The organism is Algoriphagus halophilus, assembly GCF_900129785.1.
Lineage (GTDB): Bacteria > Bacteroidota > Bacteroidia > Cytophagales > Cyclobacteriaceae > Algoriphagus > Algoriphagus halophilus.
This window is the reverse complement of record NZ_FSRC01000003.1, coordinates 247,829-265,486: the sequence shown is the minus strand read 5'-3', so window position 1 is coordinate 265,486 and position 17,658 is coordinate 247,829. Positions and strand designations below refer to the sequence as shown.

The 17,658-nt window shown below is 39.5% G+C and carries 13 protein-coding genes; 11 read left to right on the top strand and 2 right to left on the bottom strand.

Annotated elements, in window-relative coordinates:
* The first annotated feature begins 36 nt into the window (after positions 1–36).
* The 5 genes from proB (at position 37) to BUR11_RS17865 (ending at position 5,927) form a co-directional block, all read left to right on the top strand.
* Positions 37–1,119, top strand: a complete 1,083-nt coding sequence (proB, locus tag BUR11_RS17885) for a glutamate 5-kinase (protein WP_074226383.1) — start codon at positions 37–39, stop codon at positions 1,117–1,119.
* Entirely contained in the window at positions 1,112–2,353 is a 1,242-nt protein-coding gene (locus tag BUR11_RS17880) for a glutamate-5-semialdehyde dehydrogenase (protein ID WP_074226382.1), read from the top strand. Before proB ends, BUR11_RS17880 begins: the two co-directional genes overlap by 8 nt.
* A gap of 249 nt (positions 2,354–2,602) precedes the next feature.
* Positions 2,603–3,160, top strand: a complete 558-nt coding sequence (gene purN / locus BUR11_RS17875) for a phosphoribosylglycinamide formyltransferase (RefSeq protein ID WP_074226381.1) — start codon at positions 2,603–2,605, stop codon at positions 3,158–3,160.
* Positions 3,161–3,230: 70 nt separating this feature from the next.
* Positions 3,231–4,742: a sulfatase family protein gene (locus tag BUR11_RS17870; protein WP_074226380.1), complete on the top strand. Its 1,512-nt coding sequence runs from the start codon at positions 3,231–3,233 to the stop codon at positions 4,740–4,742.
* 453 nt (positions 4,743–5,195) lie between these two features.
* Positions 5,196–5,927 carry a hypothetical protein gene (locus BUR11_RS17865; RefSeq protein ID WP_074226379.1) on the top strand — a complete coding sequence of 244 codons (732 nt, stop codon included), beginning with the start codon at positions 5,196–5,198 and terminating at the stop codon, positions 5,925–5,927.
* Between the two features lie 18 nt (positions 5,928–5,945).
* Here BUR11_RS17865 and BUR11_RS17860 read toward each other — a convergent pair whose 3' ends face one another.
* On the bottom strand, positions 5,946–6,704 hold the full coding sequence (locus BUR11_RS17860; protein ID WP_074226378.1) for a glucose 1-dehydrogenase: 759 nt from the start codon (positions 6,702–6,704) through the stop codon (positions 5,946–5,948).
* On the bottom strand, positions 6,685–9,084 hold the full coding sequence (ppsA, locus tag BUR11_RS17855) for a phosphoenolpyruvate synthase (protein ID WP_074226377.1): 2,400 nt from the start codon (positions 9,082–9,084) through the stop codon (positions 6,685–6,687). The genes BUR11_RS17860 and ppsA overlap by 20 nt, the downstream gene beginning before the upstream one ends.
* Positions 9,085–9,437: 353 nt before the next feature.
* On the opposite strand from ppsA, the gene BUR11_RS17850 reads away from it, so the two are divergent.
* The 6 genes from BUR11_RS17850 (at position 9,438) to galK (ending at position 17,526) form a co-directional block, all read left to right on the top strand.
* Positions 9,438–10,652: a glycoside hydrolase family 18 protein gene (locus tag BUR11_RS17850; protein ID WP_234982195.1), complete on the top strand. Its 1,215-nt coding sequence runs from the start codon at positions 9,438–9,440 to the stop codon at positions 10,650–10,652.
* A gap of 387 nt (positions 10,653–11,039) precedes the next feature.
* Complete coding sequence (purH, locus tag BUR11_RS17845) at positions 11,040–12,566, top strand: bifunctional phosphoribosylaminoimidazolecarboxamide formyltransferase/IMP cyclohydrolase (protein WP_074226376.1); 1,527 nt, start codon at positions 11,040–11,042, stop codon at positions 12,564–12,566.
* A gap of 254 nt (positions 12,567–12,820) precedes the next feature.
* Positions 12,821–14,314 (top strand): cysteine--tRNA ligase, encoded by a 1,494-nt coding sequence (gene cysS / locus BUR11_RS17840; protein ID WP_074226375.1) that lies wholly within the window; start codon positions 12,821–12,823, stop codon positions 14,312–14,314.
* Positions 14,304–15,284, top strand: coding sequence for a M28 family peptidase (locus BUR11_RS17835; RefSeq protein ID WP_074226374.1), 981 nt, complete (start codon positions 14,304–14,306; stop codon positions 15,282–15,284). The genes cysS and BUR11_RS17835 overlap by 11 nt, the downstream gene beginning before the upstream one ends.
* 70 nt (positions 15,285–15,354) lie before the next feature.
* Positions 15,355–16,380, top strand: coding sequence for a LacI family DNA-binding transcriptional regulator (locus BUR11_RS17830; protein WP_074226373.1), 1,026 nt, complete (start codon positions 15,355–15,357; stop codon positions 16,378–16,380).
* On the top strand, positions 16,381–17,526 hold the full coding sequence (galK, locus tag BUR11_RS17825; protein ID WP_074226372.1) for a galactokinase: 1,146 nt from the start codon (positions 16,381–16,383) through the stop codon (positions 17,524–17,526).
* The last annotated feature ends 132 nt before the right edge of the window (positions 17,527–17,658 follow it).

The following is a 17,658-nucleotide window of genomic DNA, read 5'->3' as shown; positions in this document are numbered from 1 at the left end:
TTCCAACTTCCCTATTTTCGGGCAAATTTTTAGATTATGCTCAACAGCAAACTTCTAGTGATCAAAATAGGGTCCAATGTATTGACTCAGGAAAACGGACTTCCTGATTTGATACGGATGGAGGAATTGGTGAATCAAATTCAACGACTCATCAAGTCTGGCAAAAAGGTAGTACTGGTTAGTTCAGGTGCAGTAGCTTTCGGCAGACAAGCCATCCCCCTTTCCAAAAAATTAAACCCGGTTTTTAAAAAACAAATTTGGTCTTCCACTGGTCAAGTAAGGCTGATCAATCAATACCAGAACCTGTTCGAAAAACATGGTCAAGAGGTGGCACAGATCCTAGTAACAAAGGAGGATTTCCGGGACAGAAAGCATTTTCTAAATATGAAAAACTGTATTCAGGCATTGCTCTCTCAAGGGATTCTTCCTATTATCAACGAAAATGACACTGTTACCATCACAGAATTGATGTTTACGGATAATGATGAACTGGCAAGCTTAGCAGCAGCTATGATCAATGCCGATTCACTGCTACTGTTAACCAATGTTGATGGCATATTTACAGGAAACCCTTCAGACCCATCCTCTAAACTCATTGAAAAAGTCTCTTCCACCTTACCGGAAGTGAGTAAGTATATTTCCGCAACCAAATCCTCTTTTGGGAGAGGAGGTATGCTCACCAAATACGCCATGGCAAAAAAATCTGCCAATTTGGGAATTCAGGTAATCATTGCGAATGGTAAAAAAGATGGAGTGTTAGACGAATTTGCCTCCCAAAAACTCCGTTGTACTTGGTTTGAACCAAAGAGGGCAAAACAAGGAGTAAAAAAATGGTTGGCACATGGAACTGAATATTACAAAGGAGAACTTATAGTGAATGAAGGGGCCAAAAACTCACTCCATTCGGAAGTAATTCGAAGCCTACTGCCCATTGGGATCACCCAAATAATAGGAGAATTTTCCAAAGGAGACATCTTGGTCATCAAAGATGAAACAGGAGAAAAAATAGGTCTAGGAAGAGCAGAATACTCCAGCAAATTGGCCTTGGAAAGAATAGGTCAAAAAAACCAAAAAGCATTGATCCATTACGATTACCTCTATATTTTCGATTATGACTGAGTACCAACATATTTTTGAAGAAGTAAAAAAGGGTGCAAGAAAACTGACTGGCATCACGAATGATCAAGTCAATTTTGTGCTCCATAATTTAGCAGTACTTGCTGTCGAAAATGCTCCTTTTCTTCTCGAGGAAAATGAGAAAGATCTTCAAAGAATGGATCCCGAAAACCCCATGTATGATCGTTTATTGTTGACAGAAGAACGTATCGCGGGGATTGCAGGCGAACTGGTTCAAGTCAGCGCGTTACCTAGTCCATTGCATCAGGTGTTGGAAAGCAAAACCCTTGAAAATGGTTTGGACTTACAAAAAATAACAGTTCCACTTGGTGTAATAGGGATCATCTATGAGGCCAGACCTAATGTGACCTTTGATGTTTTTTCATTGGCACTTAAATCTGGAAATGGCTTGGTATTAAAAGGAGGTTCTGATGCGGATCATTCCAACAGAGCAATTATGAGCCTTATTCATCAGGTACTTGAAAATCATGGGTTGCCTGTTTCCGCCTTTCAGCTTTTGCCACCGGAAAGAGCTTCCACCAAAGCCTTATTGGAAGCAGTACACTTTGTGGATGTTATTATCCCTAGAGGATCTCAGGGTTTGATTAATTTTGTCAGAGAAAATGCAAAAGTCCCAGTTATCGAAACGGGGGCAGGAATTGTTCATACTTATGTGGACGAATCTGCAGATTTAGAAAAAGCTGCAGCGATTATTCTCAATAGTAAAACCAGAAGACCAAGTGTTTGTAATTCGTTGGACTGCCTGATTGTCCATGAGTCTATTCTTCCAAATCTCAATGAATTGATAGCTCCACTTCTCCAAAAAGAGGTACAGGTGTTTGCAGACCAAAAATCCAGGGAGGCCCTTCATAAACACGAGCTCATTTCTTTAGCAGACGAGTCCCATTTTGGAACGGAGTTTCTCAGTTTAAAAATGGCAATTAAAACCGTGTCGAATTTAGATGAGGCCTTGGACCATATCGCTATTTATTCTTCCAAACATTCGGAAGCCATTGTATCGAATACTCAAGAACACATCAATCGTTTCCTTTTGGAAGTAGATGCCGCCGCCGTATACGAAAACACCTCCACTGCTTTTACGGATGGAGCTCAATTTGGACTAGGGGCGGAAATTGGTATCAGCACTCAAAAGCTACATGCCCGAGGGCCAATGGCCTTGAAAGAGCTTTGTAGCTACAAATGGGTCATTCGAGGAAATGGACAAGTGAGGGATTAAATTGCAGGGATCAGGTAACAATTTACAGTCGGTCACTTTTCTATTTTATTATTAGGAGACCGAAGAATCAACTACCAAAAGCATGAAAGTTCAGATCATAAACTAAACAAATATAACCTCTTATTTTAGTTGGCCGCCATCTGAATATCTTTCCTTTTCCATCCATTTCTTTAAAAAACAACCAGCCCCTTCGCTCCTTTCCGAGAGAATTCCCTTAATTTCGCAGTAATCGAATAAAACCAAAAGCCCTTGAAACGTCTTGCCATATTAGCATCAGGAAGTGGTAGCAATGCCGAAAAAATCATGGAGCATTTTCAAAACTCTGAAAAAGGAAAAGTAGTTTTGGTTGCATCAAACAAGGCAGGTGCATATGTACTAGAACGGGCAAAGAAGTTTCAGGTCCCCACCTTCACCTTTACAAAGAAAGAAATGGAGGAAGGTATTTTGCTTAAAAAACTGGAAGAAGAACAAATTGATTGGGTGATTTTGGCAGGATTCCTCCTAAAAATTCCAGATGCTCTTACCCGAGCGTTTCCAGATCACATGGTTAATATTCATCCAGCATTACTTCCTAAATATGGAGGAAAAGGCATGTACGGTGCTCATGTTCATGAGGCTGTAAAAGCAGCTGGAGAGAAAGAAACCGGCATTACCATCCATTTGGTCAATGAAAATTATGACGAAGGGAAAATAATTTTTCAAGCCCACACGGCTATTGATGAATTGGACACTCCCGACAGTATTGCTGCCAAAGTACATGAATTGGAACACAAATATTTTCCAAAAGTGATTGAAGGGTTACTTTGAACCAAAAACTCAAATTAAACCTAACTCCAACTCGATATATTAAAACTATACATCTAGCCTTATTTAAGGTATGCGTAAGCCAATTACATTTTTATCCATCGTTTTTTTTCTAATTACCATAAGCTGTGGCACCAAAAAAAATCCACTTCCAAACATCGTCATTATCTATGCAGATGATATGGGCTATGGGGACTTGAACATTCAAAACCCAACTTCTAAAATCCCTACTCCATCCCTAGATCAACTAGCTGCAGAAGGCATGCGTTTTACAGATGCACATAGCTCCTCAGGAATTTGTTCTCCAAGCAGATTTGCACTACTTACAGGAATGTATCATTGGCGCAGACAGCACGAAATTGTCGGGGCTTTTGGCAAACCATTCTTTAACGACTCAGATATCACACTACCCCAACTTTTAAAAACAAAAGGTTATACCACTGCAGCTATCGGGAAATGGCATCTTGGTTGGAATTGGGTATCAAAAAATGATTCAACTGGTCAAATTAACAACCCAAACCAAGTACTTCCTGAGGATATTGATTGGACTAAGCCAATCGCTGGAGGACCAACAGATCGAGGATTTGACTATTATTTTGGAGATGGCACTATTAACTTTCCTCCCTATGCCTGGATAGAAAATAATCGTTTCCTGGAAGCCCCAACTGAACTGATGGAATTTAATCAAGTGGGGTTTGAAACAAAGGAAGGTAATTGGGAATTCCGGGTTGGTCCAAAAGTAAAAGATTGGAACCCATATGAGGTATTACCCACCTTGACCCAAAAGACTCTGGAATGGATTGGCAATCAGAGTCAAGACCAACCCTTTTTCTTATTTTTTGCATTGCCTTCGCCACATGCTCCTATCATACCAAATGAAGAATTTGATGGAACATCACAGGCTGGAGGATATGGAGATTTTGTGGTACAAACAGACTGGGTAGCTGGACAAGTTTTAAAGGCTCTGAAAGAAAATGGATTGGAAGAGAATACCATTGTGATTTTTAGTTCTGACAATGGACCTGAACATTATGCCTGGGATCGAGCTTTAGAATATAAACATTTCAGCATGGGTGAATATAGAGGATTGAAAAGAGATGTTTGGGAGGGAGGCCATCACGTTCCCATGATTGTAAAATGGCCGAGTAAAATCAAAGCTGGAACAGTATCGACTGAATTAATTTCCCAAATTGACCTGATGGCTACTCTGGCAGAGGCTGCAGAAATTACACTTCCCCAAGACGCTGCTCCTGATAGCTATAATTTTCTGCCTGTTTGGAAAGAAGAGCCGTATCAATCCCCTTTGAGGGAAGCTACCATTCATAATACCTATGCTTCGATCTGGGGAATCCGAAAAGGAGATTGGCTTTTTATCAATGACTCTACTGGAGGACATAGAAAAATACCTGAAGATTTTGCAGAATTGAGAGGATATTCAGACTTCAATACTCCCGGATTATTATTCAATATGAACGAAGACCCAGAACAAAAGAATAATCTGTATGGAGATTTCCCCGAAAAGGTAGAGGAATTGAACCTTTTATTGGAGAACTACAGAGAAGGAGAAAAGACTGTAAAAAGATAGTTATCCTGAATACCTTCTTTCAATTTGAAACGAGCCCCAAACACTTATTTTTAAACCTTTTCCAATCGCTTATTACCATTTATCTCATTAATTCGGAATAACAAGTGTTTCAATAGAATTCCTCCAATCTCATTCAACTAGTTGACGTGGAAAGTAAAAACATTCTGATGTTAAAATAGCATTTGAAAAACCAATATCATCCAATGGCTTAAGTATATAATTAATTTTTTAATTACAATTCATTATTTGAATAATTACATTTTCTGCTTATTTTAAAAGATCAAATTTTTATTGATTAAGCTTTTTTCCAATCCCGAAAACTATCCAACTTTCAAATACCTGCTTAATCAATTAGGAACATTACGTGGTATCACGATATGTACCCTCTAGCAAGAAGTATGGGGTCCATGTTTAGATTCCTTTTTAGTTTAATCACCAAAATATTTCGTGAGAATGGAAAAGTATAAAAGTTTGCATAAATGGATGATTATCCCTTTAGTGTTAATGCAGTTGGGGATTTTCAGAGACTATTGGGGTGATTTTACTGAAAACGCTTGGTCTGTCCATATTCATTACATCACTGGAACCATTTGGTATATCTACCTCATCATCCAACCCTACTATGCTACCCATGGTATGCTGGAGAAACATCGCACCAATGGCATTATTGGAATGTTCCTAGCAGGAGGTGTAGGGATTACTGCCTTTAGCATGATGTATAGAGACATTAGAACCGCCCAATTATCTATGACAGAACCAGATCGATTTGGTCCTTTTGAACCTTGGTTTTTCTACGGGGTTGCATCTGTTGAAATCATCATGATCTTGGCATTTATTTATGCTGTCATAAAAAGTATACTCACTAGAAAATCCTTGGAAGATCATGCGTGGTGGTTAACTTCTACCGTATTCTTGATCATGATGCCTGCACTGGGACGAGGAATTCAGAATGTTCATATTGGAATCATGATTGATGATTGGCCAAACATTCCAATAATGCCATCCTTATATCTAACACAAGCAATCATCATCGGTATATTGTTACTTGCAGCTTGGAAATTTAACAAACTAAAGCATCCTGCTACTTATTTGGCAGTTGCTATCAACCTGATTGTTTGCTTATTAGAACCATTAGGTAGATCAGAAGCAATTCAATCATTCTTAACTACCATCATTAAAGGATAACCACAACAGACAGTCCATTTAATAAGCAGTCCATCCTCCATCTGCGGTTAAAACTTCTCCATTGACAAAGGAGGAGTCTTCACTTGCTAGAAATAACGCAATTTTTGCAATCTCCTCAGGTTCTCCCATTCTGGGCATGGATGCTGCCCCTGAACTGCAAAGCTTGGCTCCTTCTTCATCGGGCAAAGCATTTTGCATGATATTGGTATTGACTCCTCCAGGTGCAATGACGTTGCTTCTAATCCCTTTTTTCGCATACATGAATCCTATATTTCTGCTCATTCCTATCAGGGCATGCTTTGAAGTTGTATAAGCTAGACCAGCTCTTGCTCCATGTGTTCCCCCTATTGATGAAATATGAATCATCACACCTTTTCCCTGCTTCAACATAGGAACAATTGCCTCTCTTGATATATAAAAAGGGCCATTAATATTGACTCCCATCACTTTATCCCAACGTTCATTCGTCACTTTATCCAATGGAGTAAAATCATCCATAATTCCTGCATTATTGACAAGGATATCAATGGAACCAAATTCCAATTGGGCAGCATGAACCATTTTTTTGACCTGAATCTCATTAGACACATCACATTTTAACCCAATGGCATGGCCAACTTCCATCCGGATCATTTCTGCAGTATCCATTGCATCATCAGGGTTTAAGTCCACCACCACTACTTTTGCTCCATTTAAGGCAAACAATCTAGCAATTGCTTTTCCCATACCAGAAGCTGCACCGGTGACAATCGCCGTTTTATTTTCTAACTTTTTCATTTTTGTGTGTTTTATTTTGGGTTTCTGCTTGGATCATATTCTCAATACCTTTTAGTAATGCATCCGGATTAAAAGAAATACTATCTATTCCTTGAGCAATTAAAAATCGCGCAAAAGTAGGATTGTCGCTGGGAGCCTGTCCACATAATCCAATTTTCTTTCCCTCCTTTCTGGCCACACGAATCACTTCTGATATCATCCATTTGACGGCTGGATTCTGCTCTTCAAATAGTTCGCTCAACACCTCTGAATCCCTATCTACTCCCAAAGTCAGTTGGGTTAAATCATTGGATCCAATGGAAAACCCATCAAAAATCTCCGAAAACTCCTGTGCCAAGATCACATTGGATGGAATCTCCGCCATCACATAAATCTCCAATCCATTTTCTCCCTGCTTGATTCCTTCCTCTTGAAGAATATGGACCACTCTTCGCCCTTCTTCAGGTGTACGGCAAAAAGGAATCATCACCTTTAAATTTTCCAACCCCATTTCATCTCTCACCCTTTTAACTGCGGCGCACTCTAAAGCAAATCCATTCCGGTAACGCTCATGGTAATATCGGGAAGCACCCCGAAATCCAATCATGGGGTTTTCCTCATCAAATTCAAATTGATGTCCCCCGATTAAATTGGCATATTCATTTGATTTGAAGTCGCTCATTCTTAAAATCACATCTTTTGGATAGAATGCAGCGGATATGGTTCCAATAGCTTGGGATAGTTTATCAATGAAATATTCTTTTTTATCAGAATAACCTTCACATAATTCCTCGATCAATACTTGCTCTTTTTTATCCTTCAACTGGTCAAAATTCACCAAGGCCATTGGATGGATCCGGATGCTATTGTTCACTACAAATTCCATCCGCATTAGGCCTACTCCTTGGTTTGGAAAAAAAGAAAGATTAAAAGCTTTATCCGGATCAGCCAAAATAAACATGGGTTTGGTTTTTGGAAGAGTCAATCCATGAAAGTCATGTTCTGTGGTCTTCCATTTAAGCTTTCCTCCATACACTTTCCCAATTTTCCCCGATGAATTATCCAAGGTTACCACTTCCCCATTGCTCAGTGTTTCTAAGGCTTCTTCTGCCCCTACGATTGCCAAAGCCCCCATTTCTCTAGCAACAATCGCGGCATGACTTGTCCGCCCTCCCTTTGTGGTAATGATTGCTCCTGCTTTTTTCATAACAGGATCCCAATCTGGGTTGGTAATCTCAGTGACCAAAATGTCACCTTCTTCCAATTGATCTGCTTCAGAAGGTGAAAAAATGACTTTTACTTTGCCAGAGGTAATTCCACCTCCAATAGCATATCCCGAACAAAGCAATTCCCCTTTTTCTATAAGGGCATATTCCTTCAGAAGGTAAGGATCTTTATCAGCATGCACTGTTTCCGGTCTAGCCTGCACAATAAATAAGTCACCTGAAAGTCCATCTTTTGCCCATTCAATGTCCATAGGCATACCGTAATGATTCTCAATCTTGATTGCCCATTGACCCAGAATTTCAATTTCCTCATCATTCAAGACAAAAGCTTTTTGCTTCTCTTTACTAGTATCCAGATTGACTACTCCCCCATTCTCGGAATAAATCATGGTTTTGGTCTTTGACCCTACTTTTTTGGAAAGAATGGCTCTTTTACCTTTTTCAATACTTGGCTTAAATACCAAAAACTCATCAGGAATGACCGCTCCTTGCACGATATTTTCCCCTAATCCCCAACAACCTGTTATCAAAACCGATTGAGTAAAACCTGATTCAGGATCTATGGAAAAACATACACCACTACTGGCCTTGTCAGCTCGCACCATCAATTGAACTCCCACTGAAAGGGCTATTTCCAGATGGTCAAAACCTTTGTCATGACGGTACTTGATAGCTCTTCCGTTATATAAGGAGGCAAAACAGGAACGGACCGCTTTCAACAATTCCTGCTCCCCATTGATATTTAAAAACGATTCGTGTAACCCTGCAAAACTAGCTCCGGGCAGGTCTTCCGCAGTCGCGCTACTTCTCACTGCCACATCAGGATTGATTCGATTCGACCCTCCCAGGCTTTGGTAGGAATGAACAATTTCTTTAGCTAAATCATCAGGTATCTTGCCATGCAAAATCAAGGACTTGATTTCCCTTGAAACTTCCCGGAGATTGGAAAAATTATCTAAATCCAATTTGGAAAGCTTTTCCTGAATGGATTGACTGAGCTTATTTTCTTTTAAAAAAAGTCTGTACCCTGCCGCTGTCACTGCGAAACCATTGGGAATGCGAATTCCTAAGGGAGTCAGCTTTTGGTACATCTCTCCAAGTGAAGCATTTTTCCCTCCCACTTTAGGAACATCTCCAATCTCAATTGTTTCAAAAGAAATCACTAGATCATTCATAATCCCTGTTGCCTAAACCAAAATGAATGATTCAATTTACCCATTTTGAGGCGAGCTGTTCATGATGCAAAAGGGGTGAAATCATGATATTAATCAGCTATTTATCTGAATACTATAGAATACTTCTCAAGATTTCATTTAACACCTATGTGGGGCTATCTTTATATATTAGATAGAGGAAGAGGTCGTTTCAAACCCACTCATTATAAAGCATCTAGACTCAGCCAATACTCTGAAACAATAAATTCTAGCCTTTAACAATATCTTTTTCCCTCTTCATTATTAAAAAAGAATTTAATTTAAGTAATTGCTACTTAATAAAAATTATTAATTAAGTATAAAACCTGACCACATTGAAAAGCACTTACCTCTCTTTTATTTTTCTATTGACACTCATTTTGAGTTGCTCGGCTCCAATCGAAAATGAGCAGGAAACATCACAAAACACAGGGATACTTACTTCTGATCCTGTAATTATGGCTTATTATGTTGCCGAACGTGATTATCAACCTGGAAAAATTCCTGTTGAAAAGCTGACCCATATCATTTATTCATTTACCAATGTCATCGATGGTGAAATGAAATTTAGAAATGAAGATTCAGCAGGACCTAAATTGGAAGCATTGGTCAAGCAAAAAGAGCGTAATCCTGATTTGAAAGTTATGATTGCCTGCGGAGGTTGGGGAGCTGATGGATTCTCTGATATGGCTTTGACCGAAGAAAGCCGAACTAAATTCATCAAGAGTGCTTCAGAATTTATAGCAAAATACAATCTTGATGGCATGGACATGGACTGGGAATACCCAGGAATATCTGGTGCAGGAACCATGGCTAGACCAGAAGACACCAAGAATTTCACCGCCTTGATGAAAGGGTTGAGAGAGATGCTGGATCAATTCGAAACTCCGAAAATTTTAACCTTTGCATCTGCGGGTTGGAAACGCTATTATGATTTCATTGAAGTAAATGAAGTCATGAAATATGCGGACTATACCAATGTCATGACTTACGATCAAGTTTCTGGTGTTTCAATTTATACCGGACATCATACTCCTCTTGGTGATGTCAAAAAAGGAGATATTGAAGGAACTCCTTTTCAAGTACACTTAGATAGCTTATACCAAAATGGTGGTAACCTAGACCCTGACCCTAGATCAGCCGAAAAAATTGTGGACTTCCTAATTCAAGAAGGTGTGGATCCCAAACAAATTGTCATCGGTAGTGCATTTTATGGAAGAGTTTGGAAAGGTGTTCCCCCTGCAAACAACGGACTTTATCAATTGAGCGGGGGCTTACATATAGGTTGGATGGCTTATCATCAAATTCGTGACAACTATGAACCTGATGGCAAATTTAAACGCTATTGGGATGAAAAAGCCAAATCACCTTACATGTACAATGCCGAGGACAGCTTATTTGTTTCCTATGATGACACGGTTTCAGTCGCCTTAAAAACCGAATACACCATGAAAAAAGGATTAGGAGGTATTATGTTCTGGGAACTTGGAAATGACACCAAAGAAGCTGGAAGCTTACTTGATGCAATTTATAAAGCAGCCAACGATTAAATTTGTCCAGATTAAAAATCGAAAGGTGCAGTTCCCGACTCATTGGTAGCTGCACCTTTTTTCTTTTAAACTTCCATTTTAAAAACTTGATTATTTTTTCACCTTAGCAACAAAGCGTTATAAGGATGTTTATTTTAATTGGAAAAACTAAGAAAAAAGATGGCCAGCGTCTGAAGTCACGTAATGCATAAGGGCGAAAACCTTTTACACTCTAATCCAATACGAGATTAATAGTATTTTCAATAGAAAAACTCCATCCTTTTTCCTTTTTCGAGTTTGCTCCAAATTATATTTTAATTACTCCTCCTTTAGGTCTTTTTTCCTACCTTTGCATTCCGCTTTGGCGGACAAGGTTATCCTTTAGAAATCAAACAAATCCATTCCCAAATGGCAACAAAGAAAATTCAATCTGCCCTCATCTCTGTCTTCTATAAAGACAATCTCGAACCTATCATTGCCCTATTAAAAAAACACGGTGTAACCATCTATTCAACCGGTGGTACCCAAAAGTTTATTGAAGAGCAAGGCGCAGCAGTTGTTCCTGTTGAAGAATTGACCAGCTATCCATCTATCTTTGGTGGAAGAGTAAAAACCCTTCACCCAAAAATCTTTGGTGGTATTCTTTATAGAAGAGATAATGATGGAGATCTTTCCCAGGCTGCAGAGTACGATATTCCTGCCATAGATTTGGTGATAGTGGATTTGTATCCTTTCGAAGAAACGGTAGCCTCTGGTGCTTCCGAAGCTGACATCATCGAAAAGATCGACATTGGTGGTATTTCTTTGATCAGGGCAGCTGCCAAAAACTTTAAGGATGTGACCATTATTGCTTCTAAAGATCAATACACTGAGCTAGAGCAAAGATTAACAGACCAAGACGGAGCAACTACGATGGAAGACCGTCGTTATTTTGCTGCACAAGCATTCCAAGTTTCTTCCAATTACGATACACATATCTTTAATTACTTCAACAGAGCTGAAAATATTCCAGCGTTGAAAGTATCTGAAAACAAAGCAAAAGCACTTCGATATGGTGAAAACCCCCATCAAGCGGCCCATTTCTATGGGGACATGGATGCTCTATTTGACCAATTGAATGGAAAAGAACTTTCCTACAACAATTTGGTGGACGTAGATGCAGCAGTGAACTTGATCGCTGAATTCAAAGGAGAAACTGCTTTTGCGATCCTAAAGCATACCAATGCCTGTGGTGTAGCTCTAGCACCAACGGTGAAAGAAGCCTACCAAAAAGCTTTCCAAGCAGATACCATTTCAGCTTTTGGGGGTGTTTTGGTTACCAACCAAACCGTTGACAAAGAAGCAGCAGAAGAAATGCATTCATTATTCTTCGAAGTATTGATTGCTCCTGAATTTACTGAGGAAGCTCTGGAAGTATTGACTTCAAAGAAAAACAGAATTTTACTTCGTCAGAAAATCGACCTTCCAGGTACTAAAATGATGAAAACACTTCTGAACGGAGTGATTGAACAGGACAAAGATCTTGCTACTGAAACAAAGGCTGATTTCAAAGTAGTCACTCAGGAAACTCCTACTGAAAAAGAAATGGATGCGATGGTATTTGCAGCTAAAATCTGTAAGCACACCAAATCCAACACTATTATCTTGAGCAACGACAATCAAATGTTTTCTTCAGGAGTAGGACAAACCTCTCGTGTGGATGCATTAAAGCAAGCTATCACGAAAGCGCATGAGTTTGGTTTTGATTTGAAAGGAGCGGTAATGGCCTCTGATGCCTTCTTCCCATTCCCTGACTGTGTGGAAATAGCCGGAAAAGCTGGAATCACTGCAGTGGTTCAGCCTGGCGGATCCATCAAAGACCAATTGAGCATCGACTATTGTAACGACCACGGGATGTCCATGGTAATGACAGGAGTAAGACACTTTAAACACTAAAAAGTATCAAGTAATTAGATTTAAGTAGCTAGACCTCCTGATTAGTTCAAATCAGGAGGTCTTTTTATTCTTATCCGATTCTTTAACTCAATTTAAACATTTCAAAGACTTTGGGTAAACCAAGGACTTATCTATTTTAAATAATACTTTATTTCCGGTTCTAATATTCTATTTTGCAGCCCGATTCCGAACCGTATCACACGGATCACGTTACCCAATAATTATCGGACTCAAATTCGTACTTTTGAAGACTTATGAAATCGCATCAATTAAAGCTATACAACACTCTTTCCCGCAAGAAAGAGAACTTCCAAGCAATTAATCCTCCATTTGTAGGTTTATATGTCTGCGGCCCCACCGTTTATGGAGACGCACATTTGGGTCATGCACGTCCAGCGATCACCTTTGATACGGTCAATCGCTATTTAACTCATTTAGGGTATCGGGTAAGATATGTCCGAAACATTACGGACGTTGGGCATTTACAGGGGGATGCAGACGAAGGTGAAGATAAAATCGCAAAAAAAGCCAAACTGGAGCAACTGGAACCTATGGAAATTGCGCAGCAATACACGGATTCCTATCACCGGGACATGGCTTTATTGAATACATGGAAACCTAATATTGAACCAAGAGCTACCGGTCATATTCCAGAGCAAATTGCCCTAGTAGAAGCAATTTTGAAGGAAGGATTAGCTTATGAAGTCAATGGGTCGGTCTATTTCGATACCTTGAAATACAATGAAAAAACTCCTTATGGACGACTTTCAGGGAGAGTAATCGATGAATTGATGAGTGGGAGCCGAGAACTTGACGGGCAAAGTGAAAAGAGGAACCCCGTAGATTTTGCCTTATGGAAAAATGCAGCCCCAGAACACCTGATGAAATGGGATTCTCCATGGGGAGTAGGCTTTCCAGGATGGCATTTGGAGTGTACAGCCATGAGTTCAAAATACCTAGGAACAACTTTCGATATCCATGGAGGCGGAATGGACTTGATGTTCCCTCACCACGAATGTGAGATTGCTCAGGGAAACGCATGCAATCATAAGGATCCAGTAAACTACTGGATGCATAACAACATGATTACCATCAATGGTCAAAAGATGGGTAAGTCTTTAGGAAACTTTATCACTCTTCAGGAATTATTCAATGGAGACCATGACTTATTGGAGCAGGCTTATAGCCCAATGACCATTCGCTATTTTATTCTGACTGCACATTATAGATCCACTTTGGACTTTTCCAACGATGCCTTAAAGGCTGCGCAAAAGGGGTATAAAAAGCTAATTAATGGCTTGAGAATAGCGAAAATGCTAAAATACCAACCCGCAGAGGATATTTCCATTGATGAAAAGCAATTGGAACAAATTAAAAGCAGCATCAGTAATGCTTACAGAGCGATGGATGATGACTTTAACACTGCACAAGCCATTGGTCATCTATTCAATTTATTGAAGAAGATTAATTCTATGTATACTGGCCAGTTGCCACCAGCTGCTTTGGGTGAGGAGGTATTCAATCTATTGATCCAAACATTCATCACCTTCGTGGAAGATATTTTAGGATTACTTGAAGAAAAATTCGATACCCAACAACAGATGATTTCCTTGCTTCTCAACTTATATACAGAAGCTAAAACTGCTCGTGATTATGAAAAAGTAGATGAAATCAGAGCTGGTTTGAAAGAAATAGGTTTTGTCGTAAAAGACATGAAAAATAAAATTGACTGGGCATATGAAGAATAAATTGTGGCTCATTGCCCTTTTGATTTTAGCTTGGGCTTGTAGCTCTCCAGAAAAGAAAACCGAAACCGTAGCTGAGATTCCTGTTAAACCCTACCCAAGCTTCTCATCGGATTCTGCCTATACATTTATTCAGAAACAAGTGGATTTTGGTCCTAGGGTTCCAATGACCCCTGGCCATCAGGAAACCAAAGATTGGATCATTTCAAAATTTGAAAGTTATGGAATGAGCGTTCAAACTCAGGATTTTGAGGCAAAGACTTACGATAACCTTACTTGGAATCTTAGTAATATCATTGCCTCTTATAATCCCGCAGCAACCAAAAGAATCATGCTATCTGCGCATTGGGATAGTAGAAGGATTGCTGATAAGGATTCCCAAGACATGGATCAACCTATTGATGGAGCAAATGATGGAGCCAGTGGAGTTGGCGTGTTACTGGAGATCGCAAGAACTATCCATTCTCAAGATTTGAAACCGGATGTGGGTATTGACTTTATCCTGTTTGATGGTGAAGATGATGGAGAGCCGGATCAAACTACTTACCGAAATACTTCCCAAGATTTTTGGTGGTGCTTGGGTTCTCAGTATTGGTCTGGAAATAAGCATATCCCTAATTATACCGCTTATTATGGCATTCTATTGGATATGGTAGGTGCCAAGGGAGCACATTTTTATAGAGAAGGCTATAGCAGAAAATTTGCCGCTGGCATCCTTAGGAAAGTCTGGGATAATGCTGCCAAAATTGGACACGGAGATTTCTTTGTGAATAGAGATGCTGCCGAAATCTTGGATGATCACGTCTTTGTCAATACCAAAGCAGGGATTCCTATGATCGATATTTTGGACTTTTCTCCTGATTATGGGTTTGGGCATTATCACCATACCCATAGCGATAATATGGAATTGATTGACCGCAGAACCTTGCAAGCGGTCGGAGAAACTGTTTTATTTACGGTTTACCAGGAGTAAAATGGTATCTTTCGAATTAATCTTTGTCTGAAATGCATCTTGTTGCATTCATGCTAACCTACATTTAATCATGAAAAAAGGGCATCAGGTCACCATGAAGGAAATTGCCAAGAAATTGGGAGTTTCTGTTTCCACCATTTCCCGAGCGCTAAAAGACTCTCCAGAATTACATCCAGAGACCAAGAGAAAGATTGTGGAAATGGCGAAAGAGATGAATTACCAACCTAATCTTTTGGCCCAAAGTTTAAGGATTAGCAGAACCAAGACCCTTGGTGTCATAGTGCCTGAAATCACTTCCCATTTCTTTGCATCCTGTATCAGTGGTATTCAAGATCAAGCAAATGTCCGTGGATACAATGTAATGATTTGTCAGTCCAATGAACATCTTGAGTTGGAAATTGCCAATATCAAAACCTTGGTAGCCAGCCAAGTAGATGCACTATTAATCTCATTGAGCAGAGAGACCAACCATTACGAGCACCTTTTTGAACTTTATAATCGAGAGATTCCATTTGTACTTTTTGACAGGGTGCAAGAAGACATTCCTGTCTCCAAAGTTACATTTAATGATGTCGGTGGAGCTTATCAAGTAACCAAACATCTCTTGGAAGTGGGATGTAAGCGGGTTATGTATATATCTGGCCCTGAAGATTTATATATCAGTAAAAAAAGAAAAGAAGGGTATTTAAAGGCCTTAGCAGAATTTGGGGTGGCTGAAGACCCAAGTTTGATCAAAGTGACTGATTTGACCTCTGAAGGCAATATAGCTGTAGCGGAAGAAATCCTGCAAATGAAGGAAAGACCTGATGGAGTGTTTTGCATGATTGATCCCGTAGCTGTCGAGGTATTAATTCATTGGAAAAGCCAAGGAATTAAAATCCCTCAAGACATTGCGTTAGCAGGTTTTACAAATAACCCAACTTCAGCAGTGATTGAACCCCCATTGACCACCGTTTCTCAACCAGGTTACGAAATGGGTAAACTTGCAGTAAGTCACCTGTTAGACCAATTGGATGGGATCGCTTCAGATGATCCTATTTCAATCGTATTGGAAACAACCCTTATTCCAAGACAATCCACGCAAATCAGTAAATAAATGCGCGAACGTATAGCCAAGTCCTTTGTTGAGATTTTTTCTCAAGAGCCTCTTCTTGCCTTTGCACCTGGTAGAATTAACCTGATCGGTGAACATACGGATTATCAAGAAGGATTTGTATTCCCCGCTGCAGTTTCTCAGGGAATTTGGGTAGCCGTCCAAGAAAATGATTCAAATTCGGCTAGGGTCCATTCATTTGATTTTAAGGAGGATTTTGTATTTGATGTCAAATCATTCTCACCGAAAAAGGGTCATTGGGCAAATTACATCATGGGGATGGTAGCCCAGCTGAAACAAGCGGGATATCCCGTAAAAGGCTTTAACATGGTATTTGGAGGAAATATCCCGGTGGGATCTGGACTTTCCTCTTCCGCTGCACTATCAGTAGGCATAGGAACTGCACTATCAGGATTATTTTCATTCAAAATCCCAAAACGATCCATTGCTATTTATGCTCAAAAATCCGAACATCTTTTTGAAGGGCTAAACTGTGGAATCATGGATCCCTATGCCTCAGCCTTTGGGAAAGAAAATCATGCCTTATTATTAGACTGTAGGAGCAATACCCATGAAGAAATCCCAATTAATTTAAAAGACTTTAGTCTGCTTTTAGTCAATACCAAAGTAAAACATAAACTCGCGGATTCAGCCTACAACAAAAGAAGAGCAGCCTGCGAAGAAAGTGTAAGAATTCTTTCAAGTAATTTCCACGGGATCAAAACCTTAAGGGACATTTCTACTGATCAACTGCCTGAAGTAGAAAAATTGCTCCCTTCAGAACTTTTTCCTAAAGCCAAACATGTGATTATGGAAGATTCCCGGGTTCGTGAAGCAGGTACATACCTTAAGAATGGGGATTTAATCAATTTTGGAAAGTTGATGAAAGCTTCACACGAAAGCTTAAGCAAAGATTACGAGGTGAGTTGCGCCGAACTTGACTTTTTGGCGGAAGAATCCTGGAAAATGGATTTTGTTTTGGGATCAAGAATGATGGGAGGTGGTTTTGGCGGTTGTACCATTAACTTACTGAAAACTAACTCTATAGAAAAGTTTCAAAATTCTTTAGAAAAAGCGTATTTCAAAAAATTTGGTATCCATCCCGAATTTATCCCTGTCACTCCATCTGAAGGAGCAGGAATTTTATGATAACACCTTAGAATTCAAAAGAATTCCTTCTATTGTATCAAAAAGAAAAAATTGTCAAATCTGACTGAAAATTCGACTAAATTCAGTTAATTACGTCGATTTTGGCTAATAATAGCTATTTTCCCAAAAATT